The following is a 13,371-nucleotide window of genomic DNA, read 5'->3' as shown; positions in this document are numbered from 1 at the left end:
CGTCAGCGAGCGAACGGCCCCGACAGCGCCGCCCACTGCAGCAGCATGATGGTCTTCGCGTCGATGATGTCGTCGCCGATGCGTTCGAGCGCCTCGTCGATGCCCAGCTCGACCAGCTCGATGTCCTCGCCCTCCTCGGCGAGCCCGCCACCCGCATCCGCCCGGTTCGACGCGTCGTAGGGGGCGGCGAAGAAGTAGAGCTTCTCGGTGATCGACCCCGGGCTCATGTAGGCGTCGAACACGCGGGCGACCTCGCCGATGGCGTAGCCGGTCTCCTCGCGGGCCTCGCGGCGGATGGCCGTCTCGGGGTCGTCCTCGTCGAGCAGCCCCGCGGGTGCCTCGAGCAGCATGCCGTCGGGGTGCCCGTTCACGTAGGCGGGGTAGCGGAACTGGCGGATGAGCAGCACCGTGCGCCGCTCGGTGTCGTGCAGCAGGATCGTGGCCCCGTTGCCGCGGTCGTAGGTCTCGCGCTCCTCCACCGACCAGTGCCCGTCGCGGTGCTGGAACTCGATCTCGGTGGTGCGGGTGATGTACCAGTTCGAGGTGAGCAGGCGCACGTTCCGAACCCGCACGCGGGGGTTGCCCGTGAGGTCGAGGCCGGTGCGGTGCAGACCCGTGCGCCCGCGCCGGTCGGGCACGTCGGCGCCGGGGATGCCGGTGCCGCCTGCGTCGGTCACCGGAAGTTGATGAACTGCAGCGCCACGTCGAGGTCGGCGCCCTTCAGCAGCGCCATGGTGGCCTGCAGGTCGTCGCGGCTCTTGGACGACACCCGCAGCTCGTCGCCCTGGATCTGCGACTTGACGCTCTTCGGGGCCTCGTCGCGGATGAGCTTGTTGATCTTCTTCGCGTCGTCCTGGGCGATGCCCTCCTTCATGGAGGCCTCCAGCCGGTACTCCTTGCCGCTGGCGTAAGGCTCGCCCGCGTCGAGGCTGCGCAGCGAGATGCCGCGCTTGATGAGCTTCGACTCGAACACCTCGAGGATGGCCTTCACCCGCTCCTCGGAGTTCGCCTTCATCATCACCTTCTCGCCGCTCCACTCGATGGAGGCGCCGATGTTCTTGAAGTCGTAGCGCTGGGCGACCTCTTTCTGAGCCTGATTGAGGGCGTTGTCCGCCTCCATCTTGTCGACCTTGCTGACCACGTCAAACGATGAATCTGCCATGCCGGTCATTTTACGCGGCCCGCCATTGTGACGATGCCTCGACATGGCTAGGATGATGGACAGGTGGGAGATGAGCCATGGAGCGTTACGACGTGCTGTACACCCGCAACAACCTGTCCAAGATAATCAGCCGCGTCGAGGCGGGCGAGGAGATCGAGATCTCCCGCCGGGGCCGTCCCGTGGCGAAGATCGTTCCGCTCGCCCCGAAGCGAGGCCTCACGGGCCGGGAGATCGTTGAGTGGCTCGAGCAGAACCCGATTCCCGAGCGGCGCCGTAAGACGGCGGCCGAGGTCGACGAGATCATCCGCGAGGTTCTCGAGGGCCGAGAGGATGGCCGGTGATCTACGCCGACACGAACATCCTCGTGTACCTCGTCGAAGACGCCACCGAGCGCGGTGACGCCATCCGCCGCCGGTTCTCACAGATCTCCGACGAGGTGGCGGTGAGCCCGCTCGTCGAGATGGAGTGCTCGGTCGTGCCGTTGCGCACCGGTGACAATCTGCTCCTGAGGCGCTATCGACGACTCATCGACGACCTCTTCTCGCTCGAGATCGGCCCCGAGGTCTACCGGGAGGCGGCCGCGCTTCGGGCCCGTCACGGCATCGCGACGGTGGATGCGCTCCACCTCGCCACTGCACAGCACCATCTCTGCGACGCCTTCTGGACGAACGACGCCCGTCTGGCGCGAGCCGCCGGGGGGCTGCGTGTCGAGACGGTCTGACCCGGGAGGGACTGTCAGGGGCGTCTAGTTGGATGGGGGGATGCCGATCCTGTCCCGCCACGCCCGCCACCTCTCGACGGTGGGAGTCGTCGTGACGGCGATGGCCCTGGCGGTGAGCGGATGCACGGCATCGGCGGGCGGCTCCGGCCCCGGCGAGTCTGAGGCCACTTTCGCGGTGTCCGCCGCTGCTCCCACGGCCGACGGCGTCGGCTCCTACCGCGACGGAACGCCCACCGCCCAGCTGCCGGACCCCGCCTGGCTCGACACCGTGGCCGAGGCCACCGGTATCCCGAGGCGTGCCCTGCAGGGCTACGCGGGCGCCGCCATCGCGAGCAACGAGGTGCGCCCCGACTGCCACGTGAGCTGGAACACGCTCGCCGGCATCGGCTGGGTGGAGTCGCATCACGGCACCATCTTCGGCGGCAGCATCCTCGACACGGGGGTGACGAGCGCGCCGATCGTGGGGGTGCCGCTGGACGGCGACGGGTTCCAGGAGATCCCCGACACCGACAAGGGTGCCGTCGACGGCGACACGGAGTGGGACCGGGCGGTGGGCCCGATGCAGTTCGTGCCGGCCACGTGGGCGGCCTGGGCCAGCGAGGCCAACGGCGACGGGGTTCCCGACATCAACAACATCGACGACGCGTCGCTGTCGGCGGCCGAGTACCTCTGCTACTCGGCCGGAGAGGGCTCGTCCGGAGAGACCTCCGGGGCCACCGGCGACCTCGCCACCGAGGCCGGCTGGCGCACCGCCATCGCGGGCTACAACGAGTCGCCCGCCTACCTCGACGAGGTGCTCGAGTACGCCGACCGCTATGCCGCCGAGGCGGCCGCCGCCACCGATCCCGAGGGCTGATTTCGCGCTTCGACGGGTGGTGGGTATCCTTGAGCAGCGCCTTCGGTTGTGTGATGAACGTGGTCGGGTGCGCCTGGCGAGTTACCCAAGCGGCCAAAGGGATCTGACTGTAAATCAGACTGCTCAGCATTCGGGGGTTCGAATCCCTCACTCGCCACCAGAAAGCCGAGACACCACGATGTCCGATAGTTCCCGTGTCCCCTTCACGGCCGATCCGGCCGAACTCCTCGAGATCGCCCGCTCCATCGGCGTCGAGGCCGGAGAACTCGTCCGCCGCCGTCGCGCCGAGGGCGTCACCATCGCGGCCACGAAGTCCTCCATCGCCGACGTGGTCACCCTCGCCGACCGCGAGTCGGAGGACTTCATCCGGGCTGCGCTCGCCGAACGCCGCCCCCACGACGGCTTCCTCGGCGAGGAGTCGGCCGGCGAACCCACCGCGGGCACGTCGGGCATCGTCTGGGTGGTCGACCCCATCGACGGCACCGTCAACTACCTCTACGACATCCCCGCCTACGCCGTGAGCATCGCGGCCGTGCAGGTCGCCGACGGCGTCGCCGACCCGGCCCGCTGGGTGGCGCTCGCCGGTGTGGTCGTCAACCCGGTGCTCGGCGAGGTCTTCTCGGCCACCAACGGCGGCGGTTCCTTCCTCAGCCGAGCGGATGCACCGACCCGACGCCTCGCCGTGAACACCGACGTCGTGCTCGAGCAGGCCCTGGTGGGCACCGGATTCTCCTACAGTGCCGACATCCGCGTGAAGCAGGGCCGCTTCATCACCGGGCTCGTGGAGAAGGTGCGCGACATCCGCCGCGCCGGTTCGGCCGCCCTCGACCTCTGCTCGGTGGCCGCGGGCCGCCTCGACGCCTATGCCGAACGCGGGCTGAACCCGTGGGACTACGCCGCCGGCGCCCTGATCGCCCGCGAGGCCGGCGCCCGGGTGGGCGGCTTCGGCGACGCGTTCGAGAGCGACGTGATGACGCTGGCCGGCGATCCGGTGCTGCTCGCCGAGCTCGAGCCGTTGCTGCTCGCGCTGCACCGCGAGGCCGACCTGCCGCTCTGACGCGCGGCCGCCGGCGCTCAATGGTTTTTCACATGACCGCTGGATACCGTTGTCCGATCCGTTCTCGCTGAGCCGAGAACCTCACGCGCAACCCGGAGATACCCGAACAATTGGCACGGACGACTTCCCGCCCGGATGACGACGCGTCCGCCCGCGCCGCCGGGGGCGCGCTTCCGTCTCGACGTTCGCTCCGCGCTGCGGGCCCCGCCCTCCCCGTCGACCACCCGGCGGCGCCTCCCCGTGAGCCCGCCCTCTCGCCTCTCCCGGCGCCCACCTCGTCGCAGGCGGCGACGTCGGCCGCTGCCTCCGAGCCGCGATCCGCGGTGGTCGCCCCCGTGCCCGAGTCGGATAATGCCCCCCGCACGCGCCGCGAGGCGAGGCGCCGGGCCAGCGCCGAGGTCACCTCGGCTCCGGCGGGCGAGCCGGTGACCATCGAGATCACGGTCGACACCACTCCGATCCCGGGTGCGCGCTCCGACTCCTCAGAGCGCCCCGCCACTCCGGAGCGCCCGGCCTCCACCGAGACCCCGGCCGGCGAAGAGCCCGTCGGCGAATCCCCGATCCTCGGGCCTGCCGGTGCCGAGGCGACCCGGCCGCGCACCCGCCGTCAGCGTCGTACCGAGCTCTCGCCGTCGGCCGAGCACACCGAGCAACCCGATGCGGCGGCCGGATCGGAGGACTCCGCTCGGGTGGCCGCGGGCGCCGACCGTTCGGAGGCCCCGGCCGAGCGCGCCGAGCAGTCCCCGCGCGTCGGGCGGCGAGCGGCCCCGTCGTTCTCCGACGGGATCGAGCGCCCGGCTTCGGGTCGCCGCGCCATCGTGCCGGTGGCCACCACGGTCATCCCCGTGCAGGAGCCGGCACCGACCGCGTCGGCTGCGACCCCGCGGGAGCAGCATCGTCCGCGACGCGATCGTGCACGAACCCCGGCCGCATCCGAGAACGCGTCCGAAGCGATGGTCGAGCGGGCGGCCGGCGTCGCGCCCGCCGAGCCGATGGCCGAGACGCCCGTCATCGAACGGCCGGCCAGCGGGCGCCGCGCGCGCATCGCGGTTCCCACCACCGTCGTCCCCCTGCTCGAGATCGCCGGCAACGCCGCACCCGGGGCCGCTGAGGCACCGTCGACCTCGCGCCGCGACCGTGCGGCGACCGGGCGCGACCGTGCGGCGACCGGCCCCGACCTCGCGGCGACCCCGCCCGCCCGTCCGGCGACCCCGCCCGTGCCGCCGAAGCAGGTGTCCCGGCGTACGCTGCGCACGTCCGCTGAACTCGCCGCCCAGCTCGGCGACCCGTCGGCATCCGGAGCCGCCCCCGAGCCCCGCCGGGGCGCGGGGCCCGCCGACACCGCACCCGACCGGGCTGCAGAGGCAACCGGGGCCGGCGACGCCGACGCCCAGGCCCCGCGATCCCGCGGCCGGCGCCGTCGCCGCGGAGACCTCGGCCGGGGCGCCTTCAGCGCGATGGGCCTGCTGCTCGTCGCGGGCATCGCTGTCGCCACCTCCCTACCCGCCTCGGCCTTCGACGCCGCGAACGCGATGACCACGGGGGAGATCACCTCGGGGGAGATCACCTCGGGGGAGATCACCACAGGGCAGCACACCACCGGCACGATGACCACCGAGGCCCTGCCCGCCCAGCAGCACACCACCAGCCCCGGCGCCGCGGCCGCCGGCGTGACCCGCGACGGCTACACCGTGCGCGACATCGCGTCGCTGAAGGCCGCAGGGATGCGCGTCGCCGACACCTTCACCAACAACCCCGACGGCGCCATCCAGTGGCCGTTCCCGGTGGGCGTGCCCATCAGCTCGTACTTCGGCCCGCGCGAGTCACCGGGTGGCATCGGCAGCACCGACCACAAGGGCGTCGACTTCACACCCGGTCAGGGCACCACCATCCAGTCGATAGCGGATGGCGTGGTCAGCACCGTGGTCACCTCCGACAACGGCGGTCTCGGTGTGTACGTGATCGTCGACCACGTCATCGACGGTGAACCGGTGTCGAGCGTCTACGGCCACATGCTCGAGGGTTCGGTGCAGGTCACCGAGGGTCAGGCCGTGAAGGTGGGCCAAGCGCTCGGCCGGGTGGGCAACACCGGAACCTCCACGGGCGCCCACCTCCACCTCGAGATCCGCCTCGGCACCACCCCTACCGACCCTTACGCCTGGCTCACCAGCCACACGGCCTGATCGGGGCCGAGCGCCGCCTCCGACACGTCGGAGCTCGCCAGCAGCACCTCGCCCGGCCGCTCGGCCGGCAGCTCCACCGGCGTCTCGCCGACGTTCGCGATCACCGTCACCCGCCCGTTGCGGAACGCCAGCACGTCGGGGCCATAGCCGGGCAGCCATTCCAGGGTGCCCGTGCCGAGCCCGTACGACGACCGCAGCGCCAGGGCCGCCTTGTACATCTCGAGGGTCGAGCCGGCCACGCCCTCCTGCGAGTCACGGGCGTAGTCGTCCCAGTCCGCGGGCTGCGGCAGCCAGCTGGCGGTCGACCCGGCCGGTCCGAAACCGTAGGTCGTGCGGCCGGCCTCCCACGGGATCGGCACGCGACATCCGTCACGCCCGAACCGGGCACCGTGCGTGCGGAACCAGGTGGGATCCTGCCGGGCCGAGTCCGGCAGGTCGATGGCCTCGGGCAGCCCGAGCTCCTCGCCCTGGTACACGTAGGCGCTGCCGGGAAGCGCGAGCATCACGGCGGTCGCGGCGCGCGCTCGGCGCAGGCCCACCGCGGGGTCGGGCAGCCCGGGGGAGTCGGGCCCCAGCCCGTCGCCCTGGGGGTTCTCGGCGGTGAGGGCGAGACGGGTGGCGTGCCGTACCACGTCGTGGTTCGACAGCACCCAGGTGGAGGGTGCCCCCACGGTGGCGAACGCCGAGATCGACGTGTCTATCACCGATCGCAGCTGCGAGGCCGACCAGCCGGCCTCGAGGTAGGTGAAGTTGAACGCCTGCTGCATCTCGTCGGGCCGCACCCAGCGCGCCAGCTTCGTCAGGGGCTCCACCCAGGCCTCGGCGCAGAGCACCCGGTCGCCCTCGTAGGCCTCGAGCACGGAGTGCCAGCTGCGGTAGATCTCGTGCACCCCGTCCTGCGCCCAGTAGGGAGGAGTGGGCGGGTCATCCGTGTTCGCGAGGATCTCGGGTTCGAGGCCCACCACGCCGCCGCCCATGCTGCCGCTGCCCGCGGGGGGTGTGTAGTCGGGAAGTCCGGCCGCCTTGATCAGGCCGTGCGCCACATCCACCCGGAAGCCGTCGACCCCGCGGTCGAGCCAGAAGCGCAGGATGTCGATGAACTGCTGTCGCACCCACGGGTTCTCCCAGTCGAGATCGGGCTGGCTGCGGTCGAACAGGTGCAGGTACCACTGGCCGGGCGTGCCGTCGGCGTTCACGGTGCGCTCCCAGGCGGGGCCGCCGAACACCGACTCCCAGTTGTTGGGGGCCTCGTCGCCGTTCGGGCCCTTGCCGTCGCGGAACATGTAGCGGGCCCGCTCGGGGCTGCCTTCCGGGGCGGCGAGGGCCTCCTTGAACCACACGTGGTCCCAGGAGGTGTGGTTCGGCACGAGGTCGACGATCACCCGGATGCCGAGGGCGTGCGAGCGCTCCAGCAGAGCGTCGAAGTCGGCGAGCGTGCCGAAGATGGGGTCGACGTCGCAGTAGTCGGCCACGTCGTAGCCCGCGTCGTGCTGCGGCGAGGTCATGAACGGTGACAGCCACACGGCGTCGACGCCGAGCTCGGCGAGGGAGTCGAGGCGGGCCGTGATGCCCGGCAGGTCGCCGATGCCGTCGCCGTCGGAGTCGGCGAAGGAGCGGGGGTAGATCTGGTAGATCACGGCTGAGCGCCACCACTCGCCGCCTGTTCCGATCAGGGTCGTCGCGGTCTGCGCATCCGGCTCGTCGGCAGCAGTGGCGCCGGGCTCGGGCGAGGTCTCGATAGTCATGCCCAGAACTCTAACGGCAGGCACCTGGCGGCTGGAACCGTTTGCACAGACCTCGCCGGAGAGGTAGCGCCGACGGCGACGAAAGCACCGCCCGCGGGATGCTATTCTCTACTGGTGCCAAAAAGCGCCCGGCTTCCGGGTGCCCGTACGCGCCCCCTTAGCTCATTGGTAGAGCACTTCCTTGGTAAGGAAGAGGTAGTGGGTCCGATTCCCACAGGGGGCTCCGCTCTCCAGAAGCCGGCTTCCGCAGCCCGCTGGCGGAGAGCCGGCTTCCAACGGAAGCCTTGGCGGGGTAGCTCAGTTGGTTAGAGCACACGGCTCATAATCGTGGGGTCGCGGGTTCAAGTCCCGCTCCCGCTACGAAAACCCCCAAGATCTCGCCATCTTGGGGGTTTTCCTTTGCCCGGATGCCGGCCTGCCGGTGCGGTGCTCGGTTCGGGGTAGGGCCCCACAGCCAGATCATAGAGATCGCACAGGATGCCCGGCGGCAGTTCTGCGAGGGTGGACCCATGTTCGATCTCGCCCTCAACCTCCTCTTCGCCGCGGTGCTCGCCACCGTGTCGCTCGGGGCGGTCGGGCGCGGCATCGTTCCGACCCGAGTGCAGCGGATGCCGCTGGTGCTGCTCGCTCTGATCTGGGCTGCGGCGGTGGCGTTCATGACGCTCCGGCCGGGCTCGGGTCTCGGCATGCGCCTGAACCTCCTGCCGCTGCAGTTCGACGGGTCGGGCAGCGAGCTCGATGCGGTGCTGAACACCTTCGTGTTCGTGCCGCTCGGCCTCGTGATGGTGCTGGCGGGGGCGCGCATCCGCACGGTGTTCTGGGTGGCGCTGGCGAGCACCCTCACCATCGAGGTGACGCAGTACGTCACCGACCTCGGCCGCACCGCCGACGTCAACGACGTCATCACCAACACCGTGGGGGCGCTGCTCGGCGGCGTGCTCATGCTCGGTCTGCGCCGGGTGGTTCTCGCGCTGGCCACCCCGAGCCTGCCGCGCCCCATCCCGGCCCGGCCCCGCGCGGCCCCGACCGAGCGCCCCACCCCCGCCGCCACCGGCCCGGTGCGCCTCTAAACTCGTCTTCCATGCCCGTCATCCGCGTCGACGACCTCGCCGACCCGCGACTGGCCGACTACGCCCACGCCACCGACGTGGCCCTCAAGAACTCCCGCCGCGACCAGGCCGGGCGCGAGCACGGCCTCTACCTCGCGGAGTCGCTGCTCGTGCTGCAGCGGGCGCTCGCGGCCGGCCACGTCCCCCGCTCGGTGCTGGCGCTCGGCACGAGCGAGACCGAGGCGATCGACGCGCTCACCGCGGCCGGGCATCCGGAGACCCCCGTCTTCACCGGCCCCGCCGACCTGCTCGCCGAGCTCACCGGGTACCTGCTGCACCGCGGTCTGATCGCCTCGATGGCCCGCCCCGCGCTGTCCGACCCGGCTGCCCTGCTGGCCGGAGCGCGCCGCATCGTGGTGATCGAGAACGTGGTCGACCCCACCAACGTGGGCGCCGTGTTCCGCTCGGCCGGAGCGATCGGCGCCGACGCGGTGCTGGTCACGCCGCGCTGTTCCGATCCGTTCTATCGCCGCGCCATCCGGGTGAGCATGGGCACCGTGCTGCAGGTGCCGTGGACCAGGGCTCCCGAGTGGCCCGAGCTCGAGCCGCTGCTGCACGAGCTCGGCTTCCACATCGCGGCGTTGGCGTTGACTCCGGATGCGGTGAGCCTGCGCGAATTCGAACGCGCCGTTCCTGAGCGGGTCGCCCTGGTGCTCGGTACCGAGGGTGACGGCCTCACCCCCGACGCCATCGCGGCGGCCGACACCGTGGTGCAGATCCCCATGCTCCACGGCATCGACTCCCTCAACGTCGCGGCGGCCAGCGCCGTGGCCATGTGGGCCGTCTCCCGCTGACGCGGGCGCGGCTCCCTAGCCCGCGCGGCGATCGACTTGCCGCCATCCGCCCTAAAACGGCGTCTTTAGGGCGGATGGCGGCAAGTGGATGCGCGCAAGACGTCAGGAGAGGCCGTCGAGGTAGCGGAGGAGGATGCCCTCGCGGAGCGCCCAGGGGGAGACCTCGAGCTCGTCGACGTCGTAGAGCTTCATCACCGAGTGCAGCACGATGGCGCCGGCCACGATCTGGAAGGTGCGGTCGGGCGTGATGCCGGGCAGCGCCTGCCGGGCCTCGGCGGGCAGCTGGCCGAGGCGCGGGATCCAGTCCTTGAGGTCGGCGCGCCGCAGCGTCACGATGTCGCCGGTGGCGCTCGGCCGCGAGGAGCCCGCGAGCCGGGCGAGCGAGCGGATGGTCTTCGACGAGCCGACCACGTGGTCGAACGCGGGCTGAGATGCGAACAGGGGCAGGGCATCCGCTCGCATCACCTGACGGGAGTGCGCCCGCAGCTCGAGCATCTGCTCGGGGCTCGGCGGATCGGAGGGGAAGAACTGCACCGTCGTGCGCCCGGCACCGAGCGGCAGCGAGACCGCCACCTCGGGGTACTCGTCGCTGCCCGCGGCGATCTCGAGCGACCCGCCGCCGATGTCGAAGAGCAGGATGTTGCCCGACGACCACCCGTACCAGCGCCGGATGGCCAGGAACGTCAGCCGCCCCTCGTCCTCCCCCGAGAGCACGCGCAGGGCCACCCCGGTCGACGCCTCGATGCGGGCCAGCACCTCCTCGCCGTTGCGGGCCTCGCGGAGGGCCGACGTGGCCATCGGCAGCAGCTCGTCGATGCCCTCGCGGCGGGCCACCTCGACGGCGGCGGCGATGGCGGCCACGATGGCCTCCACGCCCTCGGCGCTGATGGCGCCGTCGGGCTCGAGGTAGCGCATCAACCGCAGCACCGACTTGTGCGAGGCCGCCGGCACGGGGCGGGCGCCCGGATGCGCGTCGACCACGATCAGATGGACGGTATTGGATCCCACATCGAGCACTCCGAGTCGCACATCCCGACTGTAGTGCCCGCGGGCCCCGCCACGGATGCCCCGGGGCGCCGACCCCGGGCGCCGACCCGGGCGGCATCCGCCCGCCGACCGTAGACTGGAGCCGTGCCAGTGAACCCAGCCCTGACCGAGCGCGCGTTCCCCGTGACGAGCGCCTACCTGGTGGGTCGGGAGAAGGTGCGCGAGTTCGCCCGCGCCGTCTTCTCCACGAATCCGCTCCACTTCAGCGTCGAGGCCGCTCAGTCGGCCGGTTACGCCGACGTGGTGGCGCCGCCCACGTTCCCGATCGTCGTGCAGGAGCTCACGCTCGCCCAGCTGCTGGCCGAAGAAGACGCGGGTATCGAGCTCACCCACGTGGTGCACGGCGAGCAGCGCTTCGACTACGTGCGGCCCATCGTGGCCGGCGACGAGCTCACCGCCCAGTTGCGCGTCACGAGCATCAAGACGCTGGGTGGCAACGCGATGGTGGTGGCCGAGACGGTGGTTCAGGATGCGGCGGGGGAGCACGTGGTCACCGCGGTCTCCACGCTCGTGGTGAGGGGGGACGCATGAGCGCCGAGGTCGTACACCGCTTCGAGGTCGGCGACGAGGTCGCCCGGGCCGCCTACCCGATCACGCGCGATTCGCTGGTGCGGTACGCCGGCGCATCCGGAGACTTCAACGCCATCCACTACCGCGACGACGTCGCCCGCGACGTGGGTCTTCCCGGCGTGCTCGCCCACGGGATGCTCACCATGGGTCTCGCGGTGCAGCCGGTCGCCGACTGGGTCGGCGACCCCTCGCGGCTCACGGGCTACCAGGTGCGGTTCACCCGCCCGGTGGTGGTGCACCCGGAGTCCGGCGCGCAGATCGAGGTGGTGGCGAAGATCGGGCAGCTCGACGAAGCGGCCGGCACCGCTCGCATCGACCTCACCGTGACCGTCGACGGCGAGACCGTGCTCGGCAAGGCGCAGGTTCGCGTCCTGCTGCCATGAGCGCGGGATTGCTCGCTCCCTTCACCACCCTGAAGGTCGGCGGGCCGGCCGCCGAGTTGGTGACCGCCGGCACCGAGGCCGAACTCCTCGCCGTGGCGGAGGGCCTCGACCTCGACGACGACTGGCTGGTGCTCGGCGGCGGCTCGAACGTGCTCATCTCCGACGACGGCTTCGACGGCACGGTCATCCGCGTGGCCACCCGGGGCATCGCCCCCGTGATGGCCAAGTCGGGTTCCGTGCGCCTGCGTGTGCAGGCGGGCGAGCCGTGGGACGGCTTCGTGGAGTACTGCGTCGAGCGCGGCTTCAGCGGCATCGAGGCCCTCTCCGGCATCCCGGGCTCGGTGGGCGCGGCCCCCATCCAGAACATCGGCGCCTACGGGCAGGAGGTGGGCGCGGCAATCGTGTCGCTCGACTTCTACGACGTCGAGGCGGGGCGGGTGCGGCGCATGCCGGTCGAGGAGCTCGGCCTCGGCTACCGCACCTCGGTGTTCAAGCAGGGGCTCCGGGGCGTGGTGCTCTCGGTGACGTTCGAGCTGGGCGACCCGGCGGGCGGCGCGCCGCTCAGCGCCCCGGTCGCGTACGGTCAGCTGGCCTCCGCCCTCGGCGTCGAGGTGGGCGAACGGATGCCGGTGCAGCAGGTGCGCGACGCGGTGCTCCGGCTGCGGTCGTCGAAAGGCATGGTGCTCGACCCGGCCGACCCCGACTCCTACAGTGCCGGCTCCTTCTTCACCAACCCGATCGTGAGCGAGCGCGCCGCCCGCGCCCTGCCGGGTGAGGCGCCGCGCTGGCAGGTCGAGCCCGACGCTCCGGATGCCGTCATCCCGCTCGATGCGGCAGCGCTCGGCCAGCAGGGAGCCGACGCCGGCACCGGCGTGTACGACGACCCGAGCCCGGAGTCGGCACCGTCGCGGACGGCGACCCCCGCCGAGTACCACGTGAAGCTCAGCGCGGGGTGGTTGATCGAGCACGCGGGCATCCGTCGCGGGTTCGCGTTGCCGGGGTCCACCGCCGCCATCTCGTCGAAGCACACGCTCGCGATCGTGAACCGGGCCGCGGGGGCGGGCGCGGCCGGATCTGCTGGCGCGGGCGCGGCCGGCACGGAGGGCGTCGCAGGCGCCGGCCGAGCCGCCGACGTGGCCGAGCTCGCCCGCTACGTGCAGAGCCGGGTGCTCGCCGAGTTCGGCGTCACGCTGCACCCCGAGCCCGTCTACGTGGGGTTCTGAGTCCACGCATCGCCGGTGTCGCCGGTGCGCTCTACTCTCGGGGCATGACCTGGCCCGCCACGCATCTCAGCATCTCCGTCCACCGCCCGACCGCAGAGGTGGCCGCCTTCGCGGGCGACCCCGCGAACCTCGCACTCTGGGCTGCCGGGCTCGGCGGCGGGTTACGCGAGGAGGACGGCCGATGGTTCGCCGAGCTCGGCGGCGGCACGGTCGAGGTGCGCTTCACGGGGCCGACGGATGCCGGGGTGCTCGACCACGAGGTGCTGCTGCCCGACGGCACGGTGGTGCTCAACCCGCTCCGGGTGCTCGCCAACGATGCGGGCAGCGAGGTCGTCTTCACCCTCTTCCAGCGCGACGGGGTCACGGCCGAGCAGCTCGACGCCGACGCGCGAGCCATCGCGGCCGACCTCGCCACCCTCAAGGGTCTGCTCGAGCGATGACTGCCCGCCCGGCATCCGTTCTCGCCGGTGTGCCGACGGCTGCGCCCGGGGCTCTTGCGCCGCGAGCCGAAGTGAGGCAAT

15 protein-coding genes and 3 tRNA genes are annotated in these 13,371 nt (G+C 71.7%); 14 read left to right on the top strand and 4 right to left on the bottom strand.

All coding sequences use genetic code 11. The annotated features are described in order from the left end of the window. Window positions 1-2 precede the first annotated feature (2 nt). Both ACEXOR_RS07170 and ACEXOR_RS07165 read right to left on the bottom strand, forming a co-directional pair. On the bottom strand, window positions 3-677 hold the full coding sequence (locus tag ACEXOR_RS07170) for an NUDIX domain-containing protein (protein ID WP_374848781.1): 675 nt from the start codon (window positions 675-677) through the stop codon (window positions 3-5). Beyond that, window positions 674-1,162 carry a YajQ family cyclic di-GMP-binding protein gene (locus ACEXOR_RS07165; protein WP_291045779.1) on the bottom strand — a complete coding sequence of 163 codons (489 nt, stop codon included), beginning with the start codon at window positions 1,160-1,162 and terminating at the stop codon, window positions 674-676. The genes ACEXOR_RS07170 and ACEXOR_RS07165 overlap by 4 nt, the downstream gene beginning before the upstream one ends. A gap of 77 nt (window positions 1,163-1,239) precedes the next feature. Between ACEXOR_RS07165 and ACEXOR_RS07160 the strand changes: the two genes are divergently transcribed. The 6 genes from ACEXOR_RS07160 to ACEXOR_RS07135 all read left to right on the top strand — a co-directional run bounded on the left by ACEXOR_RS07160 (window position 1,240) and on the right by ACEXOR_RS07135 (window position 5,979). Continuing rightward, window positions 1,240-1,503, top strand: a complete 264-nt coding sequence (locus ACEXOR_RS07160) for a type II toxin-antitoxin system Phd/YefM family antitoxin (protein WP_374848780.1) — start codon at window positions 1,240-1,242, stop codon at window positions 1,501-1,503. After that, window positions 1,500-1,883, top strand: a complete 384-nt coding sequence (locus ACEXOR_RS07155; RefSeq protein ID WP_374848779.1) for a type II toxin-antitoxin system VapC family toxin — start codon at window positions 1,500-1,502, stop codon at window positions 1,881-1,883. The genes ACEXOR_RS07160 and ACEXOR_RS07155 overlap by 4 nt, the downstream gene beginning before the upstream one ends. Window positions 1,884-1,923: 40 nt before the next feature. Then, window positions 1,924-2,739 (top strand): lytic transglycosylase domain-containing protein, encoded by an 816-nt coding sequence (locus ACEXOR_RS07150; protein WP_374848777.1) that lies wholly within the window; start codon window positions 1,924-1,926, stop codon window positions 2,737-2,739. Between the two features lie 75 nt (window positions 2,740-2,814). Next, window positions 2,815-2,899, top strand: a tRNA-Tyr gene (locus ACEXOR_RS07145). Window positions 2,900-2,917: 18 nt separating this feature from the next. After that, window positions 2,918-3,796 carry an inositol monophosphatase family protein gene (locus tag ACEXOR_RS07140; RefSeq protein WP_374848776.1) on the top strand — a complete coding sequence of 293 codons (879 nt, stop codon included), beginning with the start codon at window positions 2,918-2,920 and terminating at the stop codon, window positions 3,794-3,796. A 335-nt stretch (window positions 3,797-4,131) separates the two neighbouring features. Then, on the top strand, window positions 4,132-5,979 hold the full coding sequence (locus ACEXOR_RS07135) for a peptidoglycan DD-metalloendopeptidase family protein (protein WP_374848775.1): 1,848 nt from the start codon (window positions 4,132-4,134) through the stop codon (window positions 5,977-5,979). On the opposite strand, the gene ACEXOR_RS07130 is transcribed toward ACEXOR_RS07135, so the two are convergent. Further along, window positions 5,949-7,724 (bottom strand): glycoside hydrolase family 13 protein, encoded by a 1,776-nt coding sequence (locus ACEXOR_RS07130; RefSeq protein ID WP_374848774.1) that lies wholly within the window; start codon window positions 7,722-7,724, stop codon window positions 5,949-5,951. The two genes, ACEXOR_RS07135 and ACEXOR_RS07130, sit on opposite strands and share 31 nt — an antisense overlap. Window positions 7,725-7,875: 151 nt before the next feature. Between ACEXOR_RS07130 and ACEXOR_RS07125 the strand changes: the two genes are divergently transcribed. The 4 genes from ACEXOR_RS07125 (at window position 7,876) to ACEXOR_RS07110 (ending at window position 9,627) form a co-directional block, all read left to right on the top strand. Continuing rightward, window positions 7,876-7,947: transfer RNA gene (locus tag ACEXOR_RS07125), tRNA-Thr, on the top strand. 63 nt (window positions 7,948-8,010) lie between these two features. Beyond that, a tRNA-Met gene (locus tag ACEXOR_RS07120) sits at window positions 8,011-8,084 on the top strand. Window positions 8,085-8,233: 149 nt separating this feature from the next. After that, complete coding sequence (locus ACEXOR_RS07115; RefSeq protein WP_374848773.1) at window positions 8,234-8,794, top strand: VanZ family protein; 561 nt, start codon at window positions 8,234-8,236, stop codon at window positions 8,792-8,794. An 11-nt stretch (window positions 8,795-8,805) separates the two neighbouring features. Continuing rightward, a complete protein-coding gene (locus tag ACEXOR_RS07110; RefSeq protein WP_374848772.1) occupies window positions 8,806-9,627 on the top strand; it encodes a TrmH family RNA methyltransferase in 822 nt (273 codons plus the stop codon). A gap of 102 nt (window positions 9,628-9,729) precedes the next feature. Here the strand turns inward: ACEXOR_RS07110 and ACEXOR_RS07105 are convergent, their stop codons facing one another. Beyond that, the gene (locus ACEXOR_RS07105) at window positions 9,730-10,656 is read right to left on the bottom strand and encodes a Ppx/GppA family phosphatase (protein ID WP_374848771.1); all 927 of its coding nucleotides are present in this window, start codon (window positions 10,654-10,656) and stop codon (window positions 9,730-9,732) included. A gap of 102 nt (window positions 10,657-10,758) precedes the next feature. Between ACEXOR_RS07105 and ACEXOR_RS07100 the strand changes: the two genes are divergently transcribed. Genes ACEXOR_RS07100 through ACEXOR_RS07085 form a run of 4 tightly spaced genes read left to right on the top strand, consistent with a single transcriptional unit; the run spans window position 10,759 to window position 13,290 of the window. Further along, complete coding sequence (locus ACEXOR_RS07100; RefSeq protein ID WP_374848770.1) at window positions 10,759-11,205, top strand: FAS1-like dehydratase domain-containing protein; 447 nt, start codon at window positions 10,759-10,761, stop codon at window positions 11,203-11,205. Then, complete coding sequence (locus ACEXOR_RS07095; protein WP_374848769.1) at window positions 11,202-11,627, top strand: MaoC family dehydratase; 426 nt, start codon at window positions 11,202-11,204, stop codon at window positions 11,625-11,627. Before ACEXOR_RS07100 ends, ACEXOR_RS07095 begins: the two co-directional genes overlap by 4 nt. Continuing rightward, complete coding sequence (locus tag ACEXOR_RS07090) at window positions 11,624-12,850, top strand: UDP-N-acetylmuramate dehydrogenase (protein ID WP_374848768.1); 1,227 nt, start codon at window positions 11,624-11,626, stop codon at window positions 12,848-12,850. The genes ACEXOR_RS07095 and ACEXOR_RS07090 overlap by 4 nt, the downstream gene beginning before the upstream one ends. 44 nt (window positions 12,851-12,894) lie before the next feature. Then, window positions 12,895-13,290, top strand: a complete 396-nt coding sequence (locus ACEXOR_RS07085; RefSeq protein WP_374848767.1) for an SRPBCC family protein — start codon at window positions 12,895-12,897, stop codon at window positions 13,288-13,290. Window positions 13,291-13,371: the final 81 nt, after the last annotated feature.

Origin of the sequence: Herbiconiux liangxiaofengii, from assembly GCF_041927335.1 — a bacterium.
GTDB classification, from domain to species: Bacteria; Actinomycetota; Actinomycetes; order Actinomycetales; family Microbacteriaceae; genus Herbiconiux; species Herbiconiux liangxiaofengii.
This window is presented reverse-complemented; position numbering and strand designations above follow the sequence as displayed.

Excerpts from the sequence above, each read along its gene's own strand:
- ACEXOR_RS07165 (WP_291045779.1), bottom strand. The coding sequence starts at position 1,162 with ATGGCAGATTCATCGTTTGACGTGGTCAGCAAGGTCGACAAGATGGAG.
- ACEXOR_RS07160 (WP_374848780.1), top strand. The coding sequence starts at position 1,240 with ATGGAGCGTTACGACGTGCTGTACACCCGCAACAACCTGTCCAAGATA.
- ACEXOR_RS07150 (WP_374848777.1), top strand. The coding sequence starts at position 1,924 with ATGCCGATCCTGTCCCGCCACGCCCGCCACCTCTCGACGGTGGGAGTC.
- ACEXOR_RS07140 (WP_374848776.1), top strand. The coding sequence starts at position 2,918 with ATGTCCGATAGTTCCCGTGTCCCCTTCACGGCCGATCCGGCCGAACTC.
- ACEXOR_RS07130 (WP_374848774.1), bottom strand. The coding sequence starts at position 7,724 with ATGACTATCGAGACCTCGCCCGAGCCCGGCGCCACTGCTGCCGACGAG.
- ACEXOR_RS07115 (WP_374848773.1), top strand. The coding sequence starts at position 8,234 with ATGTTCGATCTCGCCCTCAACCTCCTCTTCGCCGCGGTGCTCGCCACC.
- ACEXOR_RS07110 (WP_374848772.1), top strand. The coding sequence starts at position 8,806 with ATGCCCGTCATCCGCGTCGACGACCTCGCCGACCCGCGACTGGCCGAC.
- ACEXOR_RS07095 (WP_374848769.1), top strand. The coding sequence starts at position 11,202 with ATGAGCGCCGAGGTCGTACACCGCTTCGAGGTCGGCGACGAGGTCGCC.
- ACEXOR_RS07090 (WP_374848768.1), top strand. The coding sequence starts at position 11,624 with ATGAGCGCGGGATTGCTCGCTCCCTTCACCACCCTGAAGGTCGGCGGG.
- ACEXOR_RS07085 (WP_374848767.1), top strand. The coding sequence starts at position 12,895 with ATGACCTGGCCCGCCACGCATCTCAGCATCTCCGTCCACCGCCCGACC.